This is a genomic window from Photobacterium aquimaris, from assembly GCF_002954455.1.
GTDB lineage: Bacteria > Pseudomonadota > Gammaproteobacteria > Enterobacterales > Vibrionaceae > Photobacterium > Photobacterium aquimaris.
On record NZ_MSCC01000001.1, the window covers coordinates 397,135 to 417,594 of the forward strand.

Below are 20,460 nucleotides of genomic sequence, written 5' to 3' on the forward strand. Positions count from 1 at the left end.
ATAATAACGTAATTTAAGCGCTGTTATGGCACTTGTAGATGAGGCTTGCCTATTTCTAGGTAAGCCTTTTTTTATTTTTTGAATAAAACAAATCGCCCATTATTAATGATAATTGTTACTTTTAAGCCGATTTATTAGAAAAATGGGGGTGATAGTCTTATTAAAGTGCTGAAATGGGTTACACTGAGTCGATTGAATGTAGGAGGCTAAATGCATTGTCCTTTTTGCGGTGCAAATGACACCAAAGTAATCGATTCTCGATTGGTTGCCGATGGGCACCAAGTACGCCGACGCCGTCAATGTTTAGCGTGTAATGAGCGTTATACTACGTTTGAAACGGCAGAGCTTGTGATGCCTCGCGTAGTGAAAACTAATGGCAACCGTGATCCGTTTAATGAAGAAAAATTACGCGGTGGTATTCAGCGAGCATTAGAGAAACGTCCCGTGAGTACTGATGATATTGAACGGGCAATTAATAGTATTAAATCTTGTCTTCGAGCGACAGGTGAGCGTGAAGTACCTTCGGAGATGATTGGTAATTTAGTGATGGAAGCTTTAAAAGAATTGGATAAGGTTGCTTATATCCGTTTTGCTTCTGTTTATCGCAGTTTTGAAGATATTCGTGAATTTGGTGAAGAAATTGCCAAATTGGAACGTTAACACTCAACATCGTTAAGACTAACAATAATGACACACACTGATCAACAAATGATGTCGCGAGCAATAACGCTTGCTAAGCTTGGCCGTTATACCACTGCTCCGAACCCCAATGTTGGGTGCGTGATAGTAAATGGCAACGACATTGTTGGTGAGGGATATCATTATCAGGCTGGGCAACCTCATGCTGAAGTGCTTGCATTGCGTCAAGCACAGCAGCGCGCACAAGGCGCAACGGTATATGTAACGTTAGAGCCATGCTCCCATTATGGACGAACCTCTGCTTGTGCTGAAGTGTTAATTAATGCCAAGGTTGCACGAGTTGTTTGCGCGATGGTCGATCCTAATCCCGCGTTTTCAGGGCGTGGTATTGCGATGCTGCAAGCGGCTGGTATCGATGTTGATATTGGTGTACTCGCTGTAGAAGCTCAAGCACTGAATCCTGGCTTTATTAAACAAATGACGCAGCAAATGCCATATGTTGAATTAAAGCTCGCCGCGAGTTTAGACGGCCGTACAGCATTAGCAAATGGTGTCAGCAAGTGGATCACCGGTCCTAAAGCTCGCGCTGACGTGCAGCATTTTCGTGCGCAGGCTAGCGCGATTTTATCAACTAGCGCCACCGTAATAGCCGATGATCCATCGCTCAATGTACGTTGGAGTGAATTAGAACAATCGGTTCAACACGCTTATCCTCAATCGGCTTTACGCCAACCCATACGGGTTATTATTGATAGCCAGAATCGACTCACACCTGATTATCAACTTTTCCACCTGCCTGGTGAGACCATCTTAGCGCGCACTCATATCGGCACTGAAGTATGGCCTGATTCTGTCCAGCAATGGCAACTTCCTACTCAAACCAATAGTCATCAGCTTGATTTAGTGGCATTAATGTCGCGCTTGGCGCAATATGGCATTAATCATATTTGGGTCGAAGCTGGTGCGCGTTTAGCTGGCGCATTATTGCAACAGCAGTTAGTGGATAGTTTGATTTTATATCAAGCCCCTAAATTAATGGGTAGCGACAGTCGTGGTTTAATTGATATTAGCGGGCTGACAACGATGGCACAAACGCCGTTGTTAACCATTACTGATGTTTGTATGATTGATTGTGACATTCGTATAATGGCAACCGTACAAAATAATAAATAAAATAGTGTAATTAAGGGCTGATCATGTTCACTGGAATTATAGAAGCTGTCGGTAAAATATCTGCACTAACACCTAAAGGTGCTGATGTTGCTGTTACCGTTGATTCAGGAACGTTAGATTTAACTGATGTTAAGTTAGGCGATAGTATTGCTACTAATGGCGTATGCCTTACCGTGGTTAAATTAACCGGTAAAGGTTATGTAGCAGATCTTTCGTTAGAAACACTTAACCGCACCGCATTTGCGAATTACAAAGCCGGACAAGTGGTTAATTTAGAAAAAGCCATGTTAGCGACCACCCGCTTTGGTGGTCATATGGTGTCTGGTCACGTTGATGCTGTGGCTGAAGTGATTGAGCGCCAGCATGTCGGTCGTGCGATTGAGTTTTGGATCAAAGTGCCGCCACAGCTTGCAAAATATATTTCAGAGAAAGGCTCGGTGGCGGTTGATGGTATCAGCTTGACGGTTAATGCTGTGCGTGGTGATGAATTTAAATTAACTATCGTGCCACATACTGCTGCTGAAACCACTATGGCTGATTTTAGTGTTGGCCGCAAAATTAACCTTGAGGTTGATGTTATCGCGCGTTACCTTGAAAGATTAATGCTTGGCGATAAAGCTGCAGAAAAACAACCTCAAGTGACAATGGATTTATTGGCGAGAACAGGGTTTCTCGGTTAAGCATTGCTTTATGGTTAATAAAGCAACATAAGAATAAGGGTAGTATTATGGCTTTAAGTAGTGCAAAAGAAATCATTGATGATATTCGCCAAGGTAAAATGGTTATTTTGATGGATGATGAAGATCGCGAAAATGAAGGCGATCTGATCATAGCATCAGAAAAAATCACCCCAGAGGCGATTAACTTTATGGCCATGTATGGTCGTGGTTTAATTTGCTTAACCCTAAGCAAGGCACGTTGTCAGAAATTGGGCCTACCATTAATGGTTCAAGATAATACTGAACAATTTGGCACGCCGTTTACTATTTCTATTGAAGCCGCGACCGGTGTAACTACTGGTATTTCAGCTGCAGATCGTTCTCGTACCGTACAGGCTGCGGTTGCGGCTGATGCGACGTCTGCTGATATTGTAATGCCAGGCCATATCTTTCCATTGATGGCACAGGAAGGTGGCGTACTTACTCGCGCAGGTCATACTGAAGCTGGTTGTGATATCGCCCGTTTAGCTGGTCTTGAACCATCAAGTGTGATTGTTGAGATTCTTAACGAAGATGGCACCATGGCTCGCCGTCCTCAATTAGAGATTTTTGCCGAAAAGCATGGCTTAAAGCTGGGTACTATTGCTGATCTTATTGAGTACCGTAATCACCATGAAACCACCATTGAGCGTGTCGGTGAGTGTAAACTTAATACTGAATTTGGTGAGTTTGATATGATCACCTACCGCGATAAAATTGATGATCAAATTCATTACGCGCTATGTAAAGGTGATATTGAAGCTGATGCATCTACATTGGTACGAGTGCATTTACAAGATACCTTTAAAGATATTTTACAATCAGGTGCAACTCAGTGGACATTGCCTGCGGCGATGCAACGTATCAGCGCTGAAAATGGGGTGCTGGTGGTACTGAGCAAGCAAGAGTCAACTGACAGTATTATTAATAAAGTTAAAAATATTGCGGCTGAAAATGAAGGTCGTCCACAAGTAAAGGTGAGTCCATATAACCCATCACGTCAAGTGGGGGTCGGTTCTCAAATCTTATCAGATCTTGGTATTGGTAAGATGCGCCTATTATCATCAAGCACGCAACGCTACCATTCACTGTCAGGGTTTGGTCTTGAAGTGGTTGAATATATTTGCGAATAACAAACGATTGATGATGTGCTTATTGGTCGGTTCATCAACGAATAAGCAATAAATAGTAACAAATCCTCTGAAACCGACGGATGTGGATAGCAGACATATCGTAAAGTGTGTTAGACTCCCGCGGTTTCTCAAACCGGAAAGACATAGTCACAGGAAGGCCCATGAAGGTAATTGAAGGCGCCATCGCGGCACCAAACGCAAAAATTGCTATCGTAATTGCACGCTTTAATAGCTTTATTAACGAAAGTTTACTTTCAGGTGCATTAGATGCGCTGAAACGTCAAGGTCAGGTTAGTGAAGATAATATCACTGTTGTTCGTTGCCCTGGTGCTTATGAACTACCGCTTGTTGCCCAGCAAGTTGCGAAGAGTGATCGCTATGATGCTATCGTAGCGTTAGGCTCAGTTATTCGTGGTGGTACACCTCATTTTGACTATGTTGCTGGTGAGTGTAACAAAGGTCTAGCACAAGTTGCACTAGAGTATAATACTCCAGTTGCTTTTGGTGTGTTGACTGTTGATTCTATAGAACAAGCCATTGAGCGTGCCGGTACCAAGGCTGGTAATAAAGGGGCAGAGGCTGCACTAAGCGCGCTCGAAATGGTAAATGTCCTGTCCCAAATCGAATCCTAATGGGGGTTACTGTGAAACCAGCCGCGCGTCGTAATGCACGTCAATTTGCTGTACAAGCTGTTTACTCTTGGCAACTTACTAAAAGTAATGTTGCTGATATTGAGCAATATTTCCTTTCAGGCGATAAGTTTGAAGAAGAAGAACATCAAACTGATGCGCCTGCATGTAAAGCGCCAGACACTGATGTTGCTTATTTCCGTGATTTATTTGCGGGTGTTGTATTAAGCCATCAAGAACTTGATAGCAAAATGCGCCCATACTTGTCTCGTCCACTTCAGGATCTAGACCAGATGGAACTTGCACTACTTCGTCTTGCAATGTACGAAATGGTTAAGCGTGAAGACGTACCATTTAAAGTTGTGATCAACGAAGCAATCGAATTAGCGAAACTCTTCGGTGCCGAAGATAGCCACAAATTCGTCAATGGTGTGTTAGATAAAGCTGCACCATCTCTACGTAGAAAAGATAAGTAATTTTTATTGCGTTGAGTACGATGAAAGAAGTCAGCTTATTAGCTGGCTTTTTTTTATTGAGGAAAAAGAGAACTATGGCAAAAAATGAATTTGATATCATTAATCATTATTTCGCCCAGCAGCAATTGCAACGTGATGATGTTGCTTTAGCGATTGGTGATGATTGTGCGCTTGTGAATGTACCTGCGGATTTCTCTGTCGCAGTGAGTACCGATTCATTGGTTGCTGGTACCCACTTTTTAGTTGACGCTGATCCTGCATCGGTTGCTTATAAAGCACTGGCTTCTAATTTAAGTGATTTAGCCGCAATGGGAGCAACCCCTGCATGGGTGTCATTGGCGTTAACATTACCCACTATTGATGAAGCGTGGTTAGCCCCTTTCTGCCATAGTTTTTTTGAACTTGCTAATCAATATAATATTCAATTAATTGGTGGCGACACTACCAAGGGTCCATTGAGTATTACTTTGACTGTGCAAGGCTTGGTGCCACGAGGCCAAGCTTTAACCCGCAGTGGCGCACAGGTTGGGGATGATGTCTATGTCACCGGAGATCTTGGTGATAGTGCTGCTGGGTTAGCATTGATATTACAGCATCAACATTGTGATCAACATTTAGCTGCAACATTGATTGAACGGCATTTTAAAGCGTCACCTCGAGTCAGGGTCGGCGAGGCTTTACGTGGTATAGCTTCGGCAGCTTTAGATATTTCTGATGGTGTTGTGGCTGATGTAAAACATATTGCTGCGCGATCAAACGTCGCTATTGAAATTGAGGTTGAGCAATTACCGTTATCTGCTGAATTATTAGCATTTTGTGATGGTGAACGCCAACAAGCACAACAGCTGGCATTATCCAGTGGTGAAGAATATGAACTATGTTTTACCGCTTCAGCAGCCAATCGAGATGCATTAAAAGCCGCTTTAGCGCATACTAATGCTAAATATACTTGTATTGGTAAAGTAAAGGCGGGGAGTGGCCTGTCATTATTACAGTCTGGTAAACCACTGACGTGGCAATTGTTTGGTTGGGATCATTTTATTGTTAAAGATAACTAAGGTATTCGCGTGAGCACAAATCCAAAAGATTTATTAAAAATGAACAATCCTTGGCACTTATTAGCCACAGGTTTTGGCAGTGGTTTAGCTAAATATATTCCTGGTACTATGGGAACACTGGCTGCAATTCCTTTATACCTTATCCTTGCTCAATTACCTTTTGGTTGGTATTTAGTGGCAGTATTGGTTGCTGCTATTATCGGGATCCGTATTTGTCATATAACCTCAACTGATATGAAAGTGCATGATCACGGTAGTATTGTGTGGGATGAGTTTGTCGGTTTCTGGATCACTATGGCGGTTGCGCCAACGGTATCGTGGCAATGGATCTTAGCTGGTTTTATTTTATTCCGCTTTTTTGACATGTTAAAACCTTGGCCAATTAGTTGGTTGGATAAACATGTTGAAGGTGGTTTTGGTATCATGATTGATGATGTGCTCGCTGGATTTATGGCAATGATATCATTATGGTTCGTTGGCTATTGGTTAGGTTTTTAACTCCTAAGCATGGTTAGCTGCCAATAAAAAAGCCATGAATAGTAACTCTATTCATGGCTTTTTTGGGATCTTTTATTAATGACAATAACAGCTATTTAGCAAGATATTCCACAATTTGTTTTTCAATACCAGGGCCATCAATTTCTAACATATGATGAAGTTCTGCTTGAGTACCTTGCTCAATGAAACGATCAGGTAGACCAATCGTTAACATTGGTTTAATGCATTTTTGTTGCATTAGGAACTCAATCACACCACTACCGGCTCCGCCAGCAATAGTATTTTCTTCAACGGTGACTAGCACATCATGATTAGCGGCTAATTCAAGAATTAACGCCTCATCAAGTGGCTTAACGAATCGCATGTCAGCAACGGTAGCATTTAAATTTTCAGCGGCATCTAAGCTATAACCTAGCATGGCACCAAAGTTTAAAATCGCTACTTTTTCACCTTGGCGACGGACAATGCCCTTACCAATTTCAAGTGCTGTCATGGTGGTTTCAACCTCAGTACCAAGACCACAACCACGAGGATAACGTACTGCTGTAGGACCTTGATGCTGATGACCGGTATAGAGCATTTGGCGACATTCGTTTTCGTCACTTGGTGCCATGATCACCATATTAGGAATACAGCGCATAAAGCTAATATCAAATGCACCTTGGTGAGTCTGACCATCAGCACCGACCAAACCGGCGCGATCAATGGCAAACATTACAGGTAAATTCATAATGGCAACATCATGGATTAACTGATCATAGCCACGTTGTAAAAAGGTCGAGTAAATCGCCACAATAGGGTGATAACCACCAATAGCCATACCACTTGCTAAAGTAACAGCATGCTGCTCAGCTATTGCTACATCAAAATATTGGTCAGGGTATTCTTTTGAAAAGCGTACCATGCCTGAGCCTTCACGCATCGCTGGTGTGATAGCCATTAGTTTGTCATCAACGGCAGCCATGTCACATAGCCAATCACCAAAGATTTTAGAAAACGTCGGGCTGGTATTGTTAGCTTTAGGCAGTGGTTTTTCACTTAGATCAAATTTAGGTACCGCATGGTAATTAATTGGATCAGCTTCGGCCGGCGCATAGCCTTTGCCTTTTTTGGTCATGATATGTAGAAATTGCGGCCCTTTAAGTTGACGAATATTCTTAAGTGTTTTGACTAACTCATCAATATCATGGCCATCAATAGGGCCGATATAATTAAAACCAAGCTCTTCAAACATAGTGCTTGGAACAACCATACCTTTAATGTGTTCTTCTGCACGTTTAACGATTTCTTTAATCGGCGGCGCATTAGACAGGACTTTTTTTCCACCTTCACGAATTGATGCGTAAAAGTTACCTGCTAGTAGATGGGCTAAGTGATTACTTAAGCCACCGACATTTTCAGAAATTGACATCTCGTTGTCATTAAGGATGACTAACATATCACTGTGTATATCACCGGCATGGTTCATGGCTTCAAATGCCATACCTGCGGTAATTGCACCATCGCCAATAACGCTGACAACTTTACGACCTAACGCTTCTTTTTCAGCAGCAATCGCCATGCCCAAACCGGCACTGATTGAGGTCGATGAATGACCTACTGATAGTACATCGTACTCACTTTCGCCACGCCAAGGAAAAGGATGTAACCCATCTTTTTGGCGAATGGTTGACATTCGATCACGACGACCCGTTAAAATTTTATGTGGATACGCCTGATGGCCAACATCCCAGATCACATGATCAAACGGGGTATTATAGACATAGTGAAGCGCAACGGTCAGTTCGACTGTACCGAGTCCTGAGGCAAAATGGCCGCTGGTTTGGCTTACCGTCTTGAGTAAATAAGTACGTAACTCATCACAGACTTGAGGCAGACTTTCAGCGGGCAATAATCGTAATTCATCTGGCGTATTTGCTAATGCGAGATGCGGGTATTTTGATATATCCAAAGTCATAACTGTTCGGCGCTTTTACTGATTTTAGTTATTGCGCTCGATAACATATCGGGCAAAAACTTCCAATTGATAGGTATTGTAAGGTATTGCTGCTAACGCTTGTAGTGCCTCTTGATAAAGTTGCTGCGCTTTTTGTTGTGCGCCTTCTAGTCCAAGTAGTGCTGGGTAGGTACTTTTATCAAGCTCAATATCAGAGCCTTGAGGTTTGCCTAACGTTTCAGTGTCGCTGATTACATCTAAAATGTCATCTTGAACTTGAAATGCAAGGCCTATAGCGTCGGCATACTTATCTAGCTGAGGCAGAACTTGACGTCCTTTATCGCCAGCAGCTAGTGCACCTAGGCGAACGGCACAACGGATCAATGCGCCTGTTTTGTGTTTATGTATTAATTCTAGTTGTTCAAGTCCAACATGTTGACCTTCAGCTTCTAAGTCAAGTGCTTGTCCAAGACACATACCTGCAGCACCAGAAGCTTGTGCTAACTCGGTGACCATGGCGATACGTTGTTGATGACCTTCTGGACTTAATCGGCCTTGGGCAATAATTTCAAAGGCTAAGGTTTGCAGAGCATCGCCGGCTAAAATAGCCATCGCTTCATCAAATGCAATATGGCAAGTCGGTTGACCACGGCGCAATGCATCATCATCCATTGCTGGTAAATCATCATGAATTAATGAATACGCATGAATACATTCAACTGCTGCCGCAGCTGTATCGAGATCATCAAAATCAACCCCAAGCATTTCGCCTGTCACGTAGGTCAGATAAGGACGTGCGCGCTTTCCGCCCAGCAGAGTACCATGCTTCATTGCTTTTAGCAGGGGTTGGTCTGAAAAAGGTTGTTTTGTTAACCAATCTATTAGACATTGGTTATTGCGCTGTTGCAGCGTTTTCAGTGTCTGCGGTAGCGATGCACTATTCGTCATGATTTGGCTCAAAGTCTGTTAGTGGTGCATTATCATCAGCACGTAATAAAATCTCTACTCGTTGTTCTGCTTGGGTTAACTTTAACTGACTGTTGCGAGCTAATGAAATACCACGCTCAAACTTCTTCAGCGCATCTTCTAATGGAATATCACCCGATTCTAGTTCATTGACAATGGCATCTAGCTCATCAAGTGCGGCTTCGAATGCCATATTTTCTGGTTTTTTTGCTGCCATATCATTTTCACTCTTATCTAAGTGCAAGAAAAATAACGTAGTGATTATCTAAGGTCAAATTATGTCACAGTAACCTGTGCCACAGACAGTAGTTTTCATCGTTGAAAGTAATAAATATCACTTAAAAGTGGTAATAAAACCCTCAATGAAACCGAATAATGGTCGATAAAGAGTTAGCTTGCAGTAGATAGCACTATTGTTTTTATCCTATAGCTCGCAATGTTTATTTTATAAGGCGGTATGGTACTGCTGTTTGATGAACTCTCAATATTATCCTTATAAATTCTTGTTATATGTTAATTGGCTGTCAGATCGTTAAGGTAATAATTAATAATGACAGTGAAGGAGATTCTGCGTGGATTTGGCAACACTTATTGGATTATTAGGTGCATTCGCTTTTATTTTGATGGCAATGTTAGTTGGCGGTGATTTGGTGATGTTTGCCGATACCTCTTCAGTATTTATCGTTATTGGCGGCAGTTTATTTGTGGTACTGATGAAATACAATATCAGTCAGTTTTTGGGTGCTGCAAAAGTTGCGGCAAAAGCGTTTATCTTTAAAACCGATAAACCAGATGACCTTATTGCTCAGATTGTCACGATGGCGGATTCTGCCCGTAAAGGGGGATTTTTAGCCTTAGAAGAAATGGAAGTAGAGAATCCATTTTTACGTAAAGGTATTGATTTGTTGGTTGATGGCCATGATGCCGATACGGTACGAATGATATTACGTAAAGATATTGCATTAACCAATGAACGCCATGAGCAAGGCGCCAGCATTTTTTCATCGCTTGGTGATGTTGCGCCGGCGATGGGAATGATCGGTACTCTTATAGGCTTAGTGGCGATGCTGTCAAATATGAACGATCCTAAATCGATAGGGCCAGCAATGGCAGTAGCATTGTTAACAACGTTATATGGTTCGATTTTGGCAAATATGGTGGCGTTACCGATTGCTGATAAATTGATGTTACGTAAAAACGAAGAGCGTTTGAACCGATTACTGATTCTTGATGGTGTATTAGCGATTCAAGAAGGACAAAATCCACGCGTGATTGATAGTTATTTAAAGAACTATCTGCATGAGAAAAAACGTCGATTGAATTTTGATGAATAAGAGCTAAGCATGGATTCTTTACCTCAGCCACACAAAAAAGGCTCTCCACCATGGATGGCAACATTTGCCGATCTGGCGACACTATTAATGTGTTTTTTTGTATTGTTGTTATCTTTTTCTGAAATGGATGTGCTGAAATTCAAACAAATTGCAGGATCGATGAAATATGCATTTGGGGTTCAAAATGTATTGGATGTTAACGATATACCCAAAGGTACCAGTGTTATTGCGCAAGAATTTCGTCCAGGCCGTCCAGAGCCAACGCCAATTGAAGTGATCATGCAGCAAACAATTGATATGACGAAACGTTCATTAGATTTTCATGATGGGGTTGCCGAGCGTGAAGGCGGTTCACGTCAAGATAGCGTGGTATTAGATGGTGGTATAAATGACAATACAGTAACCAAACAAGCCCAGCAACAGTCCCAAGCTCAACAACAAGCAGCACAAGCATTAACCCAAGCCTTAGCGCGAGAAATCACTGATAACATGGTCGAAGTTGAATCATTTGGTCAACAACTAGTGATTCGCATTAAAGAAAAAGGTGCTTTCCCTGAAGGTTCGGCTTTTTTACAACCAAAATTTATCCCTCTTATTCAACAAGTCACTGAACTGGTAAAAGATGTTCCTGGCATTATTCGTATTAGTGGTCACACTGATAATCAAGCGTTAGATTCTGAACTCTATCGTTCTAATTGGGATATATCATCTCAACGTGCGGTCTCTGTTGCTCAAGCAATGGAGCAAGTAAAAGGTTTTGATCGTAAGCGGATGCGAGTGGTTGGCATGGCTGATACTGCACCGATTGCCGATAATAAAACGGCAACAGGACGGAGTCGTAATCGACGGGTTGAAATTTCAATTGTTCAAGGTAAGCCCCATTATTCTGAAGAAATTAGCAGCGATGAACAATAATCTTTAAATATTTAATGGCTATATTTGCTGGTTACAAAGATTGTGACTAAGGTAAACCAATATAAATGCCAATAATAATCGTGTGACTCTATAAGATAAGTGATGCTGTTAGCATATCCTTGTTTCAGTGACAGACACCTTGCTGTATAATTCGCGCCTTTAATTCCGTTTGGTACTTTATTCTGTTTGGTACTTTAGACCCAGTGAAGCGAAGTGTGTTATGAAATTTATAGTTAAACCACATCCAGAGATTTTTGTTAAAAGTGATTCAGTACGTAAGCGTTTTATCAAAATTCTTGAATCTAACCTGCGCATTATTTTAAAGCGTCAGTCTGAGTCTGTTAGTGTTTACAATCGCCGCTTCTCGTTAGAAGTGAACGAACCTGATGAAACTAAACGTGACATGGTGCTTGCTGCTTTAACGCAAACACCTGGTATTCACCACACACTTGAAGTTCAGCAGACGGAATTTACCGATCTTCATAATATCTTTGAGCAAACTCTTGCACTTGTGGGTGAGAGTCTTGAAGGTAAGACATTCTGTGTACGCGCTAAACGTGTCGGCCAACATGACTTTACTTCGATTGAAGCTGAACGTTATGTCGGCGGTGGTCTTAATCAAGCGATTGAATCTGCAAAAGTAAGACTTAAAAAGCCTGATATTACGGTTAATATCGAGATTGAGCATAATTTGCTTAACCAAGTATTATTCCGCCATAAAGGCTTAGGTGGCTTCCCTCTAGGTACACAAGAAGACGTATTAAGCCTTATTTCAGGTGGCTTTGACTCAGGCGTTTCAAGCTATCTACATATTAAACGCGGCAGTAAAGTGCATTACTGTTTCTTTAATCTTGGTGGTCCTGTCCATGAGATCGGTGTTAAGCAAGTTGCTCACTTCTTATGGCAAAAATACGGTTCATCTGCCAAAGTTAAATTTATCGCGGTTGATTTTGATCCTGTTGTGGGTGAGATCTTAGAAAAAGTTGACGATGGCCAAATGGGTGTGATCCTAAAACGTATGTTTATGCGTGCTGCGGGTCGTATTGCTGATAAATTTGGTATTCAAGCATTAGTGACAGGTGAAGCGTTAGGCCAAGTTTCTAGCCAAACACTGACTAACCTGCGAATGATTGATAACGTGACTGATTCGTTAATTCTTCGTCCGCTAATTAACTGGGATAAAGAAGACATTATCGATTTATCTCGTCAGATTGGTACTGAAGATTTTGCGGCGACAATGCCTGAATTCTGTGGTGTGATCTCAAAGAGCCCGACCGTTAAAGCGGTAAAATCAAAGCTTGAGATTGAAGAATCAAAGTTTGATTTTACTATTCTGGATCGCGTTATAGACGAGGCACGAGTGATGGATATTCGTGAAATCGAAAAGCAGAGCCAAGAACAAGCCCCTGAAGTTGAACTTGTTGAGCAAATCTCAACGGATGCTATTGTGCTTGATATTCGTAGCCCAGATGAAGAAGATGAAAATCCACTTGAGTTAGATGGTGTAGAAGTGAAGCATATTCCATTCTATAAGCTAGCAACTCAATTTGGCGACTTACCAAAAGAAAAGACTTACTTACTTTACTGTGCACACGGTGTAATGAGTCGTTTACAAGCCTTATACTTGAAAGAGAATGGCTTTGACAACGTGAAAGTCTATCGCCCACGCTAATTTAAGCGTACGAGTAACTTGATTGTTTAGATTAAGTTATTCGCTGAGCTAAAAAAGCCCTCATATGATTGTGATCATTGGGGGCTTTTTTATGTCGGTTTTATGTTAAAGCTGAGGTTAACGCTCAGGCATGATGTCGTAATGCATGTTTGGCCATACCACCATTGATTCAGCAATTGCCGCTGTGGTGGCTTTGTTAGTTAGTTGGGTAACAAGATCTAATGCAAACTCTTGAGCTGTACCTGGACCTTGGCTGGTCAATAATCGAGCATGTTTATCATATACCACTCGTTTAGGACGTAATTGCGCTGCTGCAATTTGGTGATGAAAAGCCGGGTGACAGGTCATCAACGCTTTAGTAAACATATCATTAGCAGCAAAGATTATCGCAGGGGTGGCACAAATAGCAGCAATTAGCTTACCGTCATAATGGTGTTGTTTAACAAATTCGACTACTAATGGACTATCTCGAAAATGCTCGGCACCCGCAACGCCACCGGGTAATACCACCGCATCAAATTGATCATCAGCAATAGCAATTAATGCTGTATCTGCCACCAGTTTAATGCCACGCGAGCCATCAACAATTAATGCACCATCTTCAGCTGCGCTGGCAACAATAACGTCAAATTGAGCCCGTTTTAAAATAGCGATAGTGTTGATCGCTTCCATCTCTTCAGTGCCGGGAGCAATACAAACGACAATACGAGGGCATAATTCATTCATGGTCTTGTGACTCCATGTGTTTAATCGCCTGCCACAATTGTTTATTGACTGGAGTGTCAATGTGGTGGCGCTGAGCTTGTTGGACTAAATAACCGTTAATATAATCGATTTCTGTTGAGCGATGATGGAAAATATCACGATTCATTGAGGAATAATTAGCAGATGTTGCAGCAATAACGCTATCGACTTGGTGACGTAATTGTTGTGACGTCGTATTAACACCTTCAGCTGTCATAACTTGTGCGATTTCTGTACAAATAGCGTCAAGTTGGGCTTGATAACAGTTTTGGCCTAAGTCGCCGTTAGGGCATTGGTTAACCGCTGTTAATGGGTTGATGGCACAATTAATAGCCAGCTTCTGCCACAGTGGTTGATAGATATTAGTATGCCATTGGCTAGGGAATAATGCGCTGTTAAACATCTCTGCAACATGGGTTTGAGATTGGGCTTGCTGATTAATTGCACCCAGCCATGTTTGTCCTAAACCTGTATGGTGAATTGTTGTCGGGGTAGGTTTGAAAGCTGCTTGAGAGGTGGTGGCATAGATAATTGGATTATGGGGTAATAGCTGTTGAACATGTTGCTGACTACCAATGCCATTATGCATAATAATCACTACACAATCAGTATTTAAATAAGGTAAAAGAGGCGTCAGGGCGGCAGTAACTTGAAATGCTTTTACGGTAACGATAACCATTTTACTGGCAGCGAGAGCATGTGGATCATTGCAACTAAAACTATAGTCAGTAGTGATTGTTGGTGAGTTTAATTCACTAAAATGCACCATTATTTCAGGGGCTGAATCTCTGGTCCACAATTGCACATTATGCTGTTGTTGGGTTAATTTTACCGCCCATAATGTGCCAATAGCACCTGCACCTACCAAAGTTATGTTCACAGTTGAATCCGTTATTAGCCTAATTTATGACATCATAACATTGTGGCTAATCGCGACGATCAAAAAAGGCGCTATCAGCGCCTTTTTTATGGTGTTATAGCGTCAGCTTAGAACTTGTAAGATAGGCTGAAGTATTGTGAAACACCTGTTGATTTAAGACCAGCAGAGTCTTTAATGCCGTATACATTGTAGTAAGCTTTTAGGCCGTAACCAACCGCATAGCGATCTGTATGCCATACAAGGCCGTTGTACATTACACCACCGTTGCTTGCTGATGCGTATTCTTTTTTCATACCAAATTGGTAATCAAGGTAACCTTGGTAAGAGATGAAAGTGCCGTTTTCAAAAGTATAAACAGGTTTGAACCAGTTAGTTGATACTTGGTAACCGTTCCAATCTTTTTTGTTCATGTCATACAATGAGTAAACATTGAAGCCCATTTTACCTAACCATGGCATTTCAATGTCAGAACCTAGACCAACGAAGTAGTTATTAACACCGCCGTTATTACCACCATAGTTAAATAGTGTTGCAATATACAATTCTTTTACAGGACCGAAAGATAAATCTTTACCAGTTAATGCATCAAGTGAAATACGTGGTGCAAATTTCATGAACATTTTATCTGGTGAGGATGCTTTATCGCTGCTATCTGAATTTGTTAGGTTAAATACATCAACATAACCATAAAGGTCAAAAATTCCAGAGCGACCGCCAAATTCCATTTCTAAGTAGTCGTGACCTGAATGTGCATCTGCAGGACGAGGTAATTCTTTTAGCGCGTACATTAAGTTGAATTGCATCCACTTAAAATCATTTTTATGGATGTTGTCAGAGTAATCTGCCGCATTAGCTAACGAAGGTAGTGCTGTTGCTGCTAAAACGCTTAATGCTACTAGTGATTTGCGCATCTTGATATCTCGCTCATGTTGATCTAGATGGTGGGATTTTGGCCGCCCCGTTTTGTTGGCGCTGATTCTAGTGTTTTATTTCACGTTTGGGAATGTAACGATTTCGCAATCCTTTGCTATTTGTGATCGCGATCCAATTCAATCGATTACAGCGAGTGGTAAGTGTGATGTTGATCCATTAATGAATCACTAATCTGAACTTTATATTGGTTGAATAGACTAAGGCTGTCGCAATGTTGGACGGTTTTTTAGACAGGAGTGAAAAGGAAGTTAGTGCTTAAATGACTAACTTCCTCAGTGGTATTTCTTATAAAAAATAGTTAAGGCTGGTGAGTGGGGGTAGCCACAATATTAAGTGCAGAGTTATTTGCTAATAGACGAATTAATATCAGTACCGGAATACCCATTAATGCGGTGGTGAAGAAAAACACATTATAGCCAAAGTGATCAATATAGACTCCAGAAAACCCGGCAATGAATTTAGGGAATAGCACCATTATCGAGCTAAAGAGTGCGTATTGGGTGGCAGAGAAAGCAACATTGGTTAAGCTTGACATAAAAGTAATAAATGCCGCTGTCGCAATGCCTGCGCCAAGGTTATCTGCTGATATAACCACGGTTAGCATTTCGATATTATTACCGACATAGCTAAATACGATAAACAGTAAATTGGTAATCGCTGATAATATCGCGCCGAGTGCTAATATTTTAAGGGTGCCAAATTTACTGACTAGAATACCGCCCAGACCCGCGCCTGCAATGGTCATTATGACCCCGAAAATTTTTGAAACGGAAGCAACTTCATTTTTAGTGAAGCCCATATCGACGTAAAACACATTGGCCATCACGCCCATAACAATATCGGAAATACGGTAACAGCTGATCAACAGTAATATAAGCAGTGCATTTTTACCGTAGCGTTGAAAGAAATCTCGAAACGGCATAATAACAGCAGTGTAAAACCATGCGCTTAAATTAGCATAATGTTTGTTATAGCCTTTTCCGATAAGTTGCTGTTTATATTCTTTTTCTATGGTGTTTATAGCGCTATTATCAATGGTGGGTTCTTTGACAATAAGTGTTGTCACTACACCAATGAGCATCATTGCAGCCATAATGAAGTAGGCACTTTTCCAGCCACTAGGATCATAACCGGTGTCTGAGCCAAACCATGCCGCAAAGGCTAATGCGCCAGCGCCCGCCATGATCATCGCTAATCGATAACCCGCTAAGTAAGTTGCCGATAATGCCGCTTGCATTCTTTCTGTTGCCAATTCAATACGAAAAGCATCAATAACGATATCTTGAGTTGCAGAGGCAAAAGCAACCATGATGGCGAAAATTGCAAACTTGAACAAATCAGTTTGCGGGTTACTTAATGCCATACCACATAATGATAAAATAATCACAATTTGTGAAAATAGCATCCAGCCACGGCGACGACCAAATAAACGTGAAAAAATCGGTAATGGAAACCGATCAACCAGAGGTGACCACGCCCATTTAAAACCATACGCTAAGGCAACCCAGCTAAAAAAGCCAATACTGGTTTTACTGACATCAGCCTCACGTAGCCAAAATGATAAGGTACCAAACACTAATAAGATCGGTAATCCGGATGAAAACCCAAGTGCTAACATGATCAAGGCTTTTGGATTGGCGTAAACGCGCCAGCCTTGTGGATTTTGTTGAGGTGCCGCTGTATCCATATCTTCCTCTGAAAACCAACTAGCAATACCTATCGCTAGCGTGCTGAATATTTGAGATTTTTTACTATAAAATTCAAGCTTAGCAGCTCTAAATATGGGCTGCTATCAAAAACAATAATATCCATACCGACTGATGGTTATCAGACAAATATTTTACTATTTAATTCTGTTTTATCGCAGATTTAGATAAATAAATAACATTAGGGGCGACTTATCGCTGCTACGTTAGGGGATGGGCCTATATTGAGTAAATAACAACTGAGGGTGACGACTTTGTGCAGAATAAAGCGATCGCCAAGTAACTGGTAATCACTAATACCACTCACTGTTTGCACTAAAGACCAATAACTGGCTTCATAATTATTGGCTGGTAGTAGGTTGTCGTGAGGGAGTAGCCACCATTGTGCGAGTTGATGATTAACTAAGTTTTGTAGTTGGGCGTAGGTAATATCACCATGGCTGGCTGCAATGGCTTTGAGTGCCAAAACGGGCGCATTATCGACAACAAATTGTTGTAAATATTGTTCTTGTTCTGATATTGCTGGACGATTATAAGCAAGTGTTAACATAGACGTCACCTGTACCGTGAGTGATTACGTACAGGTGACGTAACCACATTATTTAATGACTTTCATCGCTTCAATAATAATTGGTTGCTGTGGAATATCACTCATACCTGTGCGGGGATCTTTGGTTGTTGGTATGGTCGCCATTTTTTGTACCACAGGGAAGCCTTTTATTACCTTACCAAATACAGCATAGCCTGTTCGGTTACCTTGAGTATTTAAGAAATCATTATTTGCGAGGTTGATATAGAACTGACGAGTGGCTGAATTTGGGTTTTGAGTACGTGCCATTGCAATAGTTGCAATATTATTTGGCAAGCCGTTATCCGCTTCGTTTTTAATCGGCGGATAGCTTGGACGCTGTTTTAATGCTTGATCAAAGCCACCACCTTGCGCCATAAAACCAGGAATAACACGATGGAAAATAGTGCCTACATAACTACCGTCATCAACGTAGCGTAAAAAGTTTTTGGTAGTGATCGGGGCTTTGGCTTCATTCAATTCAATCGTAAAGGGACCTAAATTGGTGGTAACCAGTACTTTGGTGGCGGCGCTAACGGGCAATGCAACCAGTAAGCAAAGTGCTAATAAAAAACGTGACATTATACATTCTCCATAAGGTATTTATTTAATTCGTTGTCATGGGCAATTTCATTAAGTATTGAATCCATGAGCTTATTCATGCTGGTAGCAATATCACTATCAGACGCTTTTAATGCATCTTCACGGCTAGATCGGCCTGCGTAACGTTTGATAAACTGGCCGTCAGGGGTATTAATCGTGAGCTGTAATTGTAATTCACTATGCATATTGTATTTCACCAACCCTTGTTTAACGGTAACTAAGGCTTTTTCAACGGTAATTTCTATGGTTGATGTTGCGCTGTTAGTAATATTAAACCCTTGCCCTGTGAGTTGTTGTGCTAGGACTTGGCGTAGTGTTGTTGAAACCGGTTGTTGTGGTTGAATAATTTGTACATTTTCAGTACCGCTATCAATCGCTGCAATGTAACTATTTGGTGCTTTATCTGCACTGCTAAGGTTGAGCGCTTTATGGTTTGCCCACGGTTGTGCGGTAAATACGGCCGTTGGCGTTAATGCCAATGGTGGTGGTGGGGGAGAAGCGGCACAAGCGGTTAGTATTAATGTTGATGCTAGAATAACGCATTTCTTAATCATAAAGCATTCCCTTTGCTTATCTGTGAGTATTAGTAATTATTGCCGCTTAAATATCTATTTTAACGACAATAATGATGGGGTTATTTTGTTGCTCTTAGCACAACAAATTTATCGTTATTACCAATAGTATCGACTTTAGTAAAAATACGGTTTAACTTTTCATGATATTTTAGTTGGCGGTTACCAATAATGATTAATTCACCATTTTGGCGTAAAACCCGCTGTGCATCACAAAACATTTGCCAAGCAATATGGTCAGTAATAGTATTATTTTGATGGAACGGTGGATTACACAATACTAAATCGGCACTTTGATTCGTAAAATTATCTAAGCAGTTAGCCACCATCACGTCAAATTTATCAATGTTGTTAAGGTTTATTTGTGCGTTCTCTCGACAAGATGCTGCCGCCATAAAACTTTCATCGACACAAGTAACATTCGCTTGTGGGTTTAAACGTGCAGCTTTAATGCCAATGACACCATTACCACAGCCTAGATCGATAATGTCTTGATATTGAGGCTTTGATGGAATGAAATCTAATAAAAAGCGGCCACCAATATCTAAACTATCACTTGAGAATACATTAGCGTAATTAGTAATAGTTAAATCATGTTCAGGCACTGTCCACGTTGTTGGTTGTGGCATCGGTGCTGCTAATGATTTATCAACGGTAGTAAAAATTAACCGTGCTTTTTTAACAGCTAGTGAGGTTTTGGTCTCACCTAAGTGTTTTTCAAAGAGTTTTAACGTCGAAGAGTGAATGTCTTTTACTTTACCTGCACTAATGACCACGCAATCGGCTGGCAATAGATGACATAATTGCTGGAGTTGCCAACTGAGTAAGCGATTATTTTTAGGTTGCTTAATTAATACTAATTGCGGGTTAGTCGGTAAATCAGCAAGGCAATCAATAATAGTGATTGCCGGTAAATTATTATCATTGAGGTTATTGATAATCGCTTGTTGAGTGATGAATGAGTCAGTGACTGTTGTGACTTGCCCTTGTTCTGCAAACCAACAACTTAAAGCACCAAAATTATCATTAAGGATCAATATTGGGCGTTGAGGCTCAAGCGCCATTGAATGACAATGGTTGATCAAATATTCATCTGCGGCATCCCATGCTTGCAGGGTTTCATTTTTACGTACAGGAAAACGGGTTAGCGTTAAAGTACGTTGGTGCAAGGTTAGCTCTGGTTTCATTAATAATAACTTTCAAGTATGTTGGCGAAAATAAGAAAGCATTTTCGCAGAACAGTGAAACGCTTGAAAGGAAATCTATCAAGTTAACGCCATAATAATGACTCATTGGTGGTGTTAATAGTAAAAATCGCTTTTTTAGC

22 protein-coding genes are annotated in these 20,460 nt (G+C 41.1%); 11 read left to right on the forward strand and 11 right to left on the reverse strand.

What is annotated here, in order from left to right; translation table 11 throughout:
- The first annotated feature begins 210 nt into the window (after positions 1–210).
- The 8 genes from nrdR to pgpA all read left to right on the forward strand — a co-directional run bounded on the left by nrdR (position 211) and on the right by pgpA (position 6,304).
- Positions 211–660, forward strand: coding sequence for a transcriptional regulator NrdR (nrdR, locus tag BTN98_RS01600; RefSeq protein WP_045031203.1), 450 nt, complete (start codon positions 211–213; stop codon positions 658–660).
- 27 nt (positions 661–687) lie between these two features.
- Positions 688–1,812 carry a bifunctional diaminohydroxyphosphoribosylaminopyrimidine deaminase/5-amino-6-(5-phosphoribosylamino)uracil reductase RibD gene (gene ribD / locus BTN98_RS01605; protein WP_082732192.1) on the forward strand — a complete coding sequence of 375 codons (1,125 nt, stop codon included), beginning with the start codon at positions 688–690 and terminating at the stop codon, positions 1,810–1,812.
- Between the two features lie 23 nt (positions 1,813–1,835).
- A complete protein-coding gene (locus BTN98_RS01610; RefSeq protein ID WP_060999461.1) occupies positions 1,836–2,492 on the forward strand; it encodes a riboflavin synthase in 657 nt (218 codons plus the stop codon).
- Positions 2,493–2,539: 47 nt separating this feature from the next.
- Positions 2,540–3,643 (forward strand): bifunctional 3,4-dihydroxy-2-butanone-4-phosphate synthase/GTP cyclohydrolase II, encoded by a 1,104-nt coding sequence (ribBA, locus tag BTN98_RS01615; protein WP_060999463.1) that lies wholly within the window; start codon positions 2,540–2,542, stop codon positions 3,641–3,643.
- A 161-nt stretch (positions 3,644–3,804) separates the two neighbouring features.
- Complete coding sequence (ribH, locus tag BTN98_RS01620; RefSeq protein ID WP_036795804.1) at positions 3,805–4,275, forward strand: 6,7-dimethyl-8-ribityllumazine synthase; 471 nt, start codon at positions 3,805–3,807, stop codon at positions 4,273–4,275.
- Positions 4,275–4,748 (forward strand): transcription antitermination factor NusB, encoded by a 474-nt coding sequence (nusB, locus tag BTN98_RS01625; protein ID WP_060999465.1) that lies wholly within the window; start codon positions 4,275–4,277, stop codon positions 4,746–4,748. The genes ribH and nusB overlap by 1 nt, the downstream gene beginning before the upstream one ends.
- A gap of 74 nt (positions 4,749–4,822) precedes the next feature.
- Complete coding sequence (gene thiL / locus BTN98_RS01630; protein WP_060999466.1) at positions 4,823–5,806, forward strand: thiamine-phosphate kinase; 984 nt, start codon at positions 4,823–4,825, stop codon at positions 5,804–5,806.
- 9 nt (positions 5,807–5,815) lie between these two features.
- Positions 5,816–6,304, forward strand: coding sequence for a phosphatidylglycerophosphatase A (pgpA, locus tag BTN98_RS01635; RefSeq protein ID WP_082732193.1), 489 nt, complete (start codon positions 5,816–5,818; stop codon positions 6,302–6,304).
- 91 nt (positions 6,305–6,395) lie between these two features.
- On the opposite strand, the gene dxs is transcribed toward pgpA, so the two are convergent.
- Genes dxs through xseB form a run of 3 tightly spaced genes read right to left on the reverse strand, consistent with a single transcriptional unit; the run spans position 6,396 to position 9,423 of the window.
- A complete protein-coding gene (gene dxs, locus BTN98_RS01640; RefSeq protein WP_060999468.1) occupies positions 6,396–8,261 on the reverse strand; it encodes a 1-deoxy-D-xylulose-5-phosphate synthase in 1,866 nt (621 codons plus the stop codon).
- Positions 8,262–8,285: 24 nt separating this feature from the next.
- Positions 8,286–9,188 (reverse strand): (2E,6E)-farnesyl diphosphate synthase, encoded by a 903-nt coding sequence (gene ispA, locus BTN98_RS01645; protein WP_060999470.1) that lies wholly within the window; start codon positions 9,186–9,188, stop codon positions 8,286–8,288.
- Positions 9,178–9,423, reverse strand: a complete 246-nt coding sequence (gene xseB, locus BTN98_RS01650; protein WP_060999473.1) for an exodeoxyribonuclease VII small subunit — start codon at positions 9,421–9,423, stop codon at positions 9,178–9,180. Before xseB ends, ispA begins: the two co-directional genes overlap by 11 nt.
- Positions 9,424–9,778: 355 nt before the next feature.
- On the opposite strand from xseB, the gene pomA reads away from it, so the two are divergent.
- From pomA to thiI, 3 genes are all read left to right on the forward strand, one after another.
- Complete coding sequence (gene pomA, locus BTN98_RS01655; protein WP_060999475.1) at positions 9,779–10,540, forward strand: flagellar motor protein PomA; 762 nt, start codon at positions 9,779–9,781, stop codon at positions 10,538–10,540.
- A gap of 9 nt (positions 10,541–10,549) precedes the next feature.
- Positions 10,550–11,455 carry a flagellar motor protein MotB gene (locus BTN98_RS01660; protein ID WP_060999476.1) on the forward strand — a complete coding sequence of 302 codons (906 nt, stop codon included), beginning with the start codon at positions 10,550–10,552 and terminating at the stop codon, positions 11,453–11,455.
- A gap of 220 nt (positions 11,456–11,675) precedes the next feature.
- Positions 11,676–13,127: a tRNA uracil 4-sulfurtransferase ThiI gene (thiI, locus tag BTN98_RS01665; RefSeq protein ID WP_060999478.1), complete on the forward strand. Its 1,452-nt coding sequence runs from the start codon at positions 11,676–11,678 to the stop codon at positions 13,125–13,127.
- Between the two features lie 117 nt (positions 13,128–13,244).
- Here the strand turns inward: thiI and BTN98_RS01670 are convergent, their stop codons facing one another.
- The 8 genes from BTN98_RS01670 to BTN98_RS01705 all read right to left on the reverse strand — a co-directional run bounded on the left by BTN98_RS01670 (position 13,245) and on the right by BTN98_RS01705 (position 20,320).
- The gene (locus tag BTN98_RS01670; protein ID WP_060999480.1) at positions 13,245–13,853 is read right to left on the reverse strand and encodes a DJ-1 family glyoxalase III; all 609 of its coding nucleotides are present in this window, start codon (positions 13,851–13,853) and stop codon (positions 13,245–13,247) included.
- Positions 13,846–14,751 carry a 2-dehydropantoate 2-reductase gene (gene panE, locus BTN98_RS01675; RefSeq protein ID WP_060999482.1) on the reverse strand — a complete coding sequence of 302 codons (906 nt, stop codon included), beginning with the start codon at positions 14,749–14,751 and terminating at the stop codon, positions 13,846–13,848. Before panE ends, BTN98_RS01670 begins: the two co-directional genes overlap by 8 nt.
- Positions 14,752–14,858: 107 nt before the next feature.
- Positions 14,859–15,662: a nucleoside-specific channel-forming Tsx family protein gene (locus BTN98_RS01680; protein ID WP_060999485.1), complete on the reverse strand. Its 804-nt coding sequence runs from the start codon at positions 15,660–15,662 to the stop codon at positions 14,859–14,861.
- 320 nt (positions 15,663–15,982) lie between these two features.
- A complete protein-coding gene (locus BTN98_RS01685) occupies positions 15,983–17,371 on the reverse strand; it encodes an AmpG family muropeptide MFS transporter (protein WP_060999489.1) in 1,389 nt (462 codons plus the stop codon).
- A gap of 200 nt (positions 17,372–17,571) precedes the next feature.
- On the reverse strand, positions 17,572–17,940 hold the full coding sequence (locus BTN98_RS01690) for a hypothetical protein (protein WP_060999491.1): 369 nt from the start codon (positions 17,938–17,940) through the stop codon (positions 17,572–17,574).
- Positions 17,941–17,988: 48 nt separating this feature from the next.
- Positions 17,989–18,540, reverse strand: a complete 552-nt coding sequence (locus tag BTN98_RS01695; RefSeq protein WP_060999493.1) for a peptidylprolyl isomerase — start codon at positions 18,538–18,540, stop codon at positions 17,989–17,991.
- A complete protein-coding gene (locus BTN98_RS01700; protein WP_060999495.1) occupies positions 18,540–19,115 on the reverse strand; it encodes a YajG family lipoprotein in 576 nt (191 codons plus the stop codon). Before BTN98_RS01700 ends, BTN98_RS01695 begins: the two co-directional genes overlap by 1 nt.
- Before the next feature lie 80 nt (positions 19,116–19,195).
- The gene (locus BTN98_RS01705; RefSeq protein ID WP_060999496.1) at positions 19,196–20,320 is read right to left on the reverse strand and encodes a methyltransferase; all 1,125 of its coding nucleotides are present in this window, start codon (positions 20,318–20,320) and stop codon (positions 19,196–19,198) included.
- Positions 20,321–20,460: the final 140 nt, after the last annotated feature.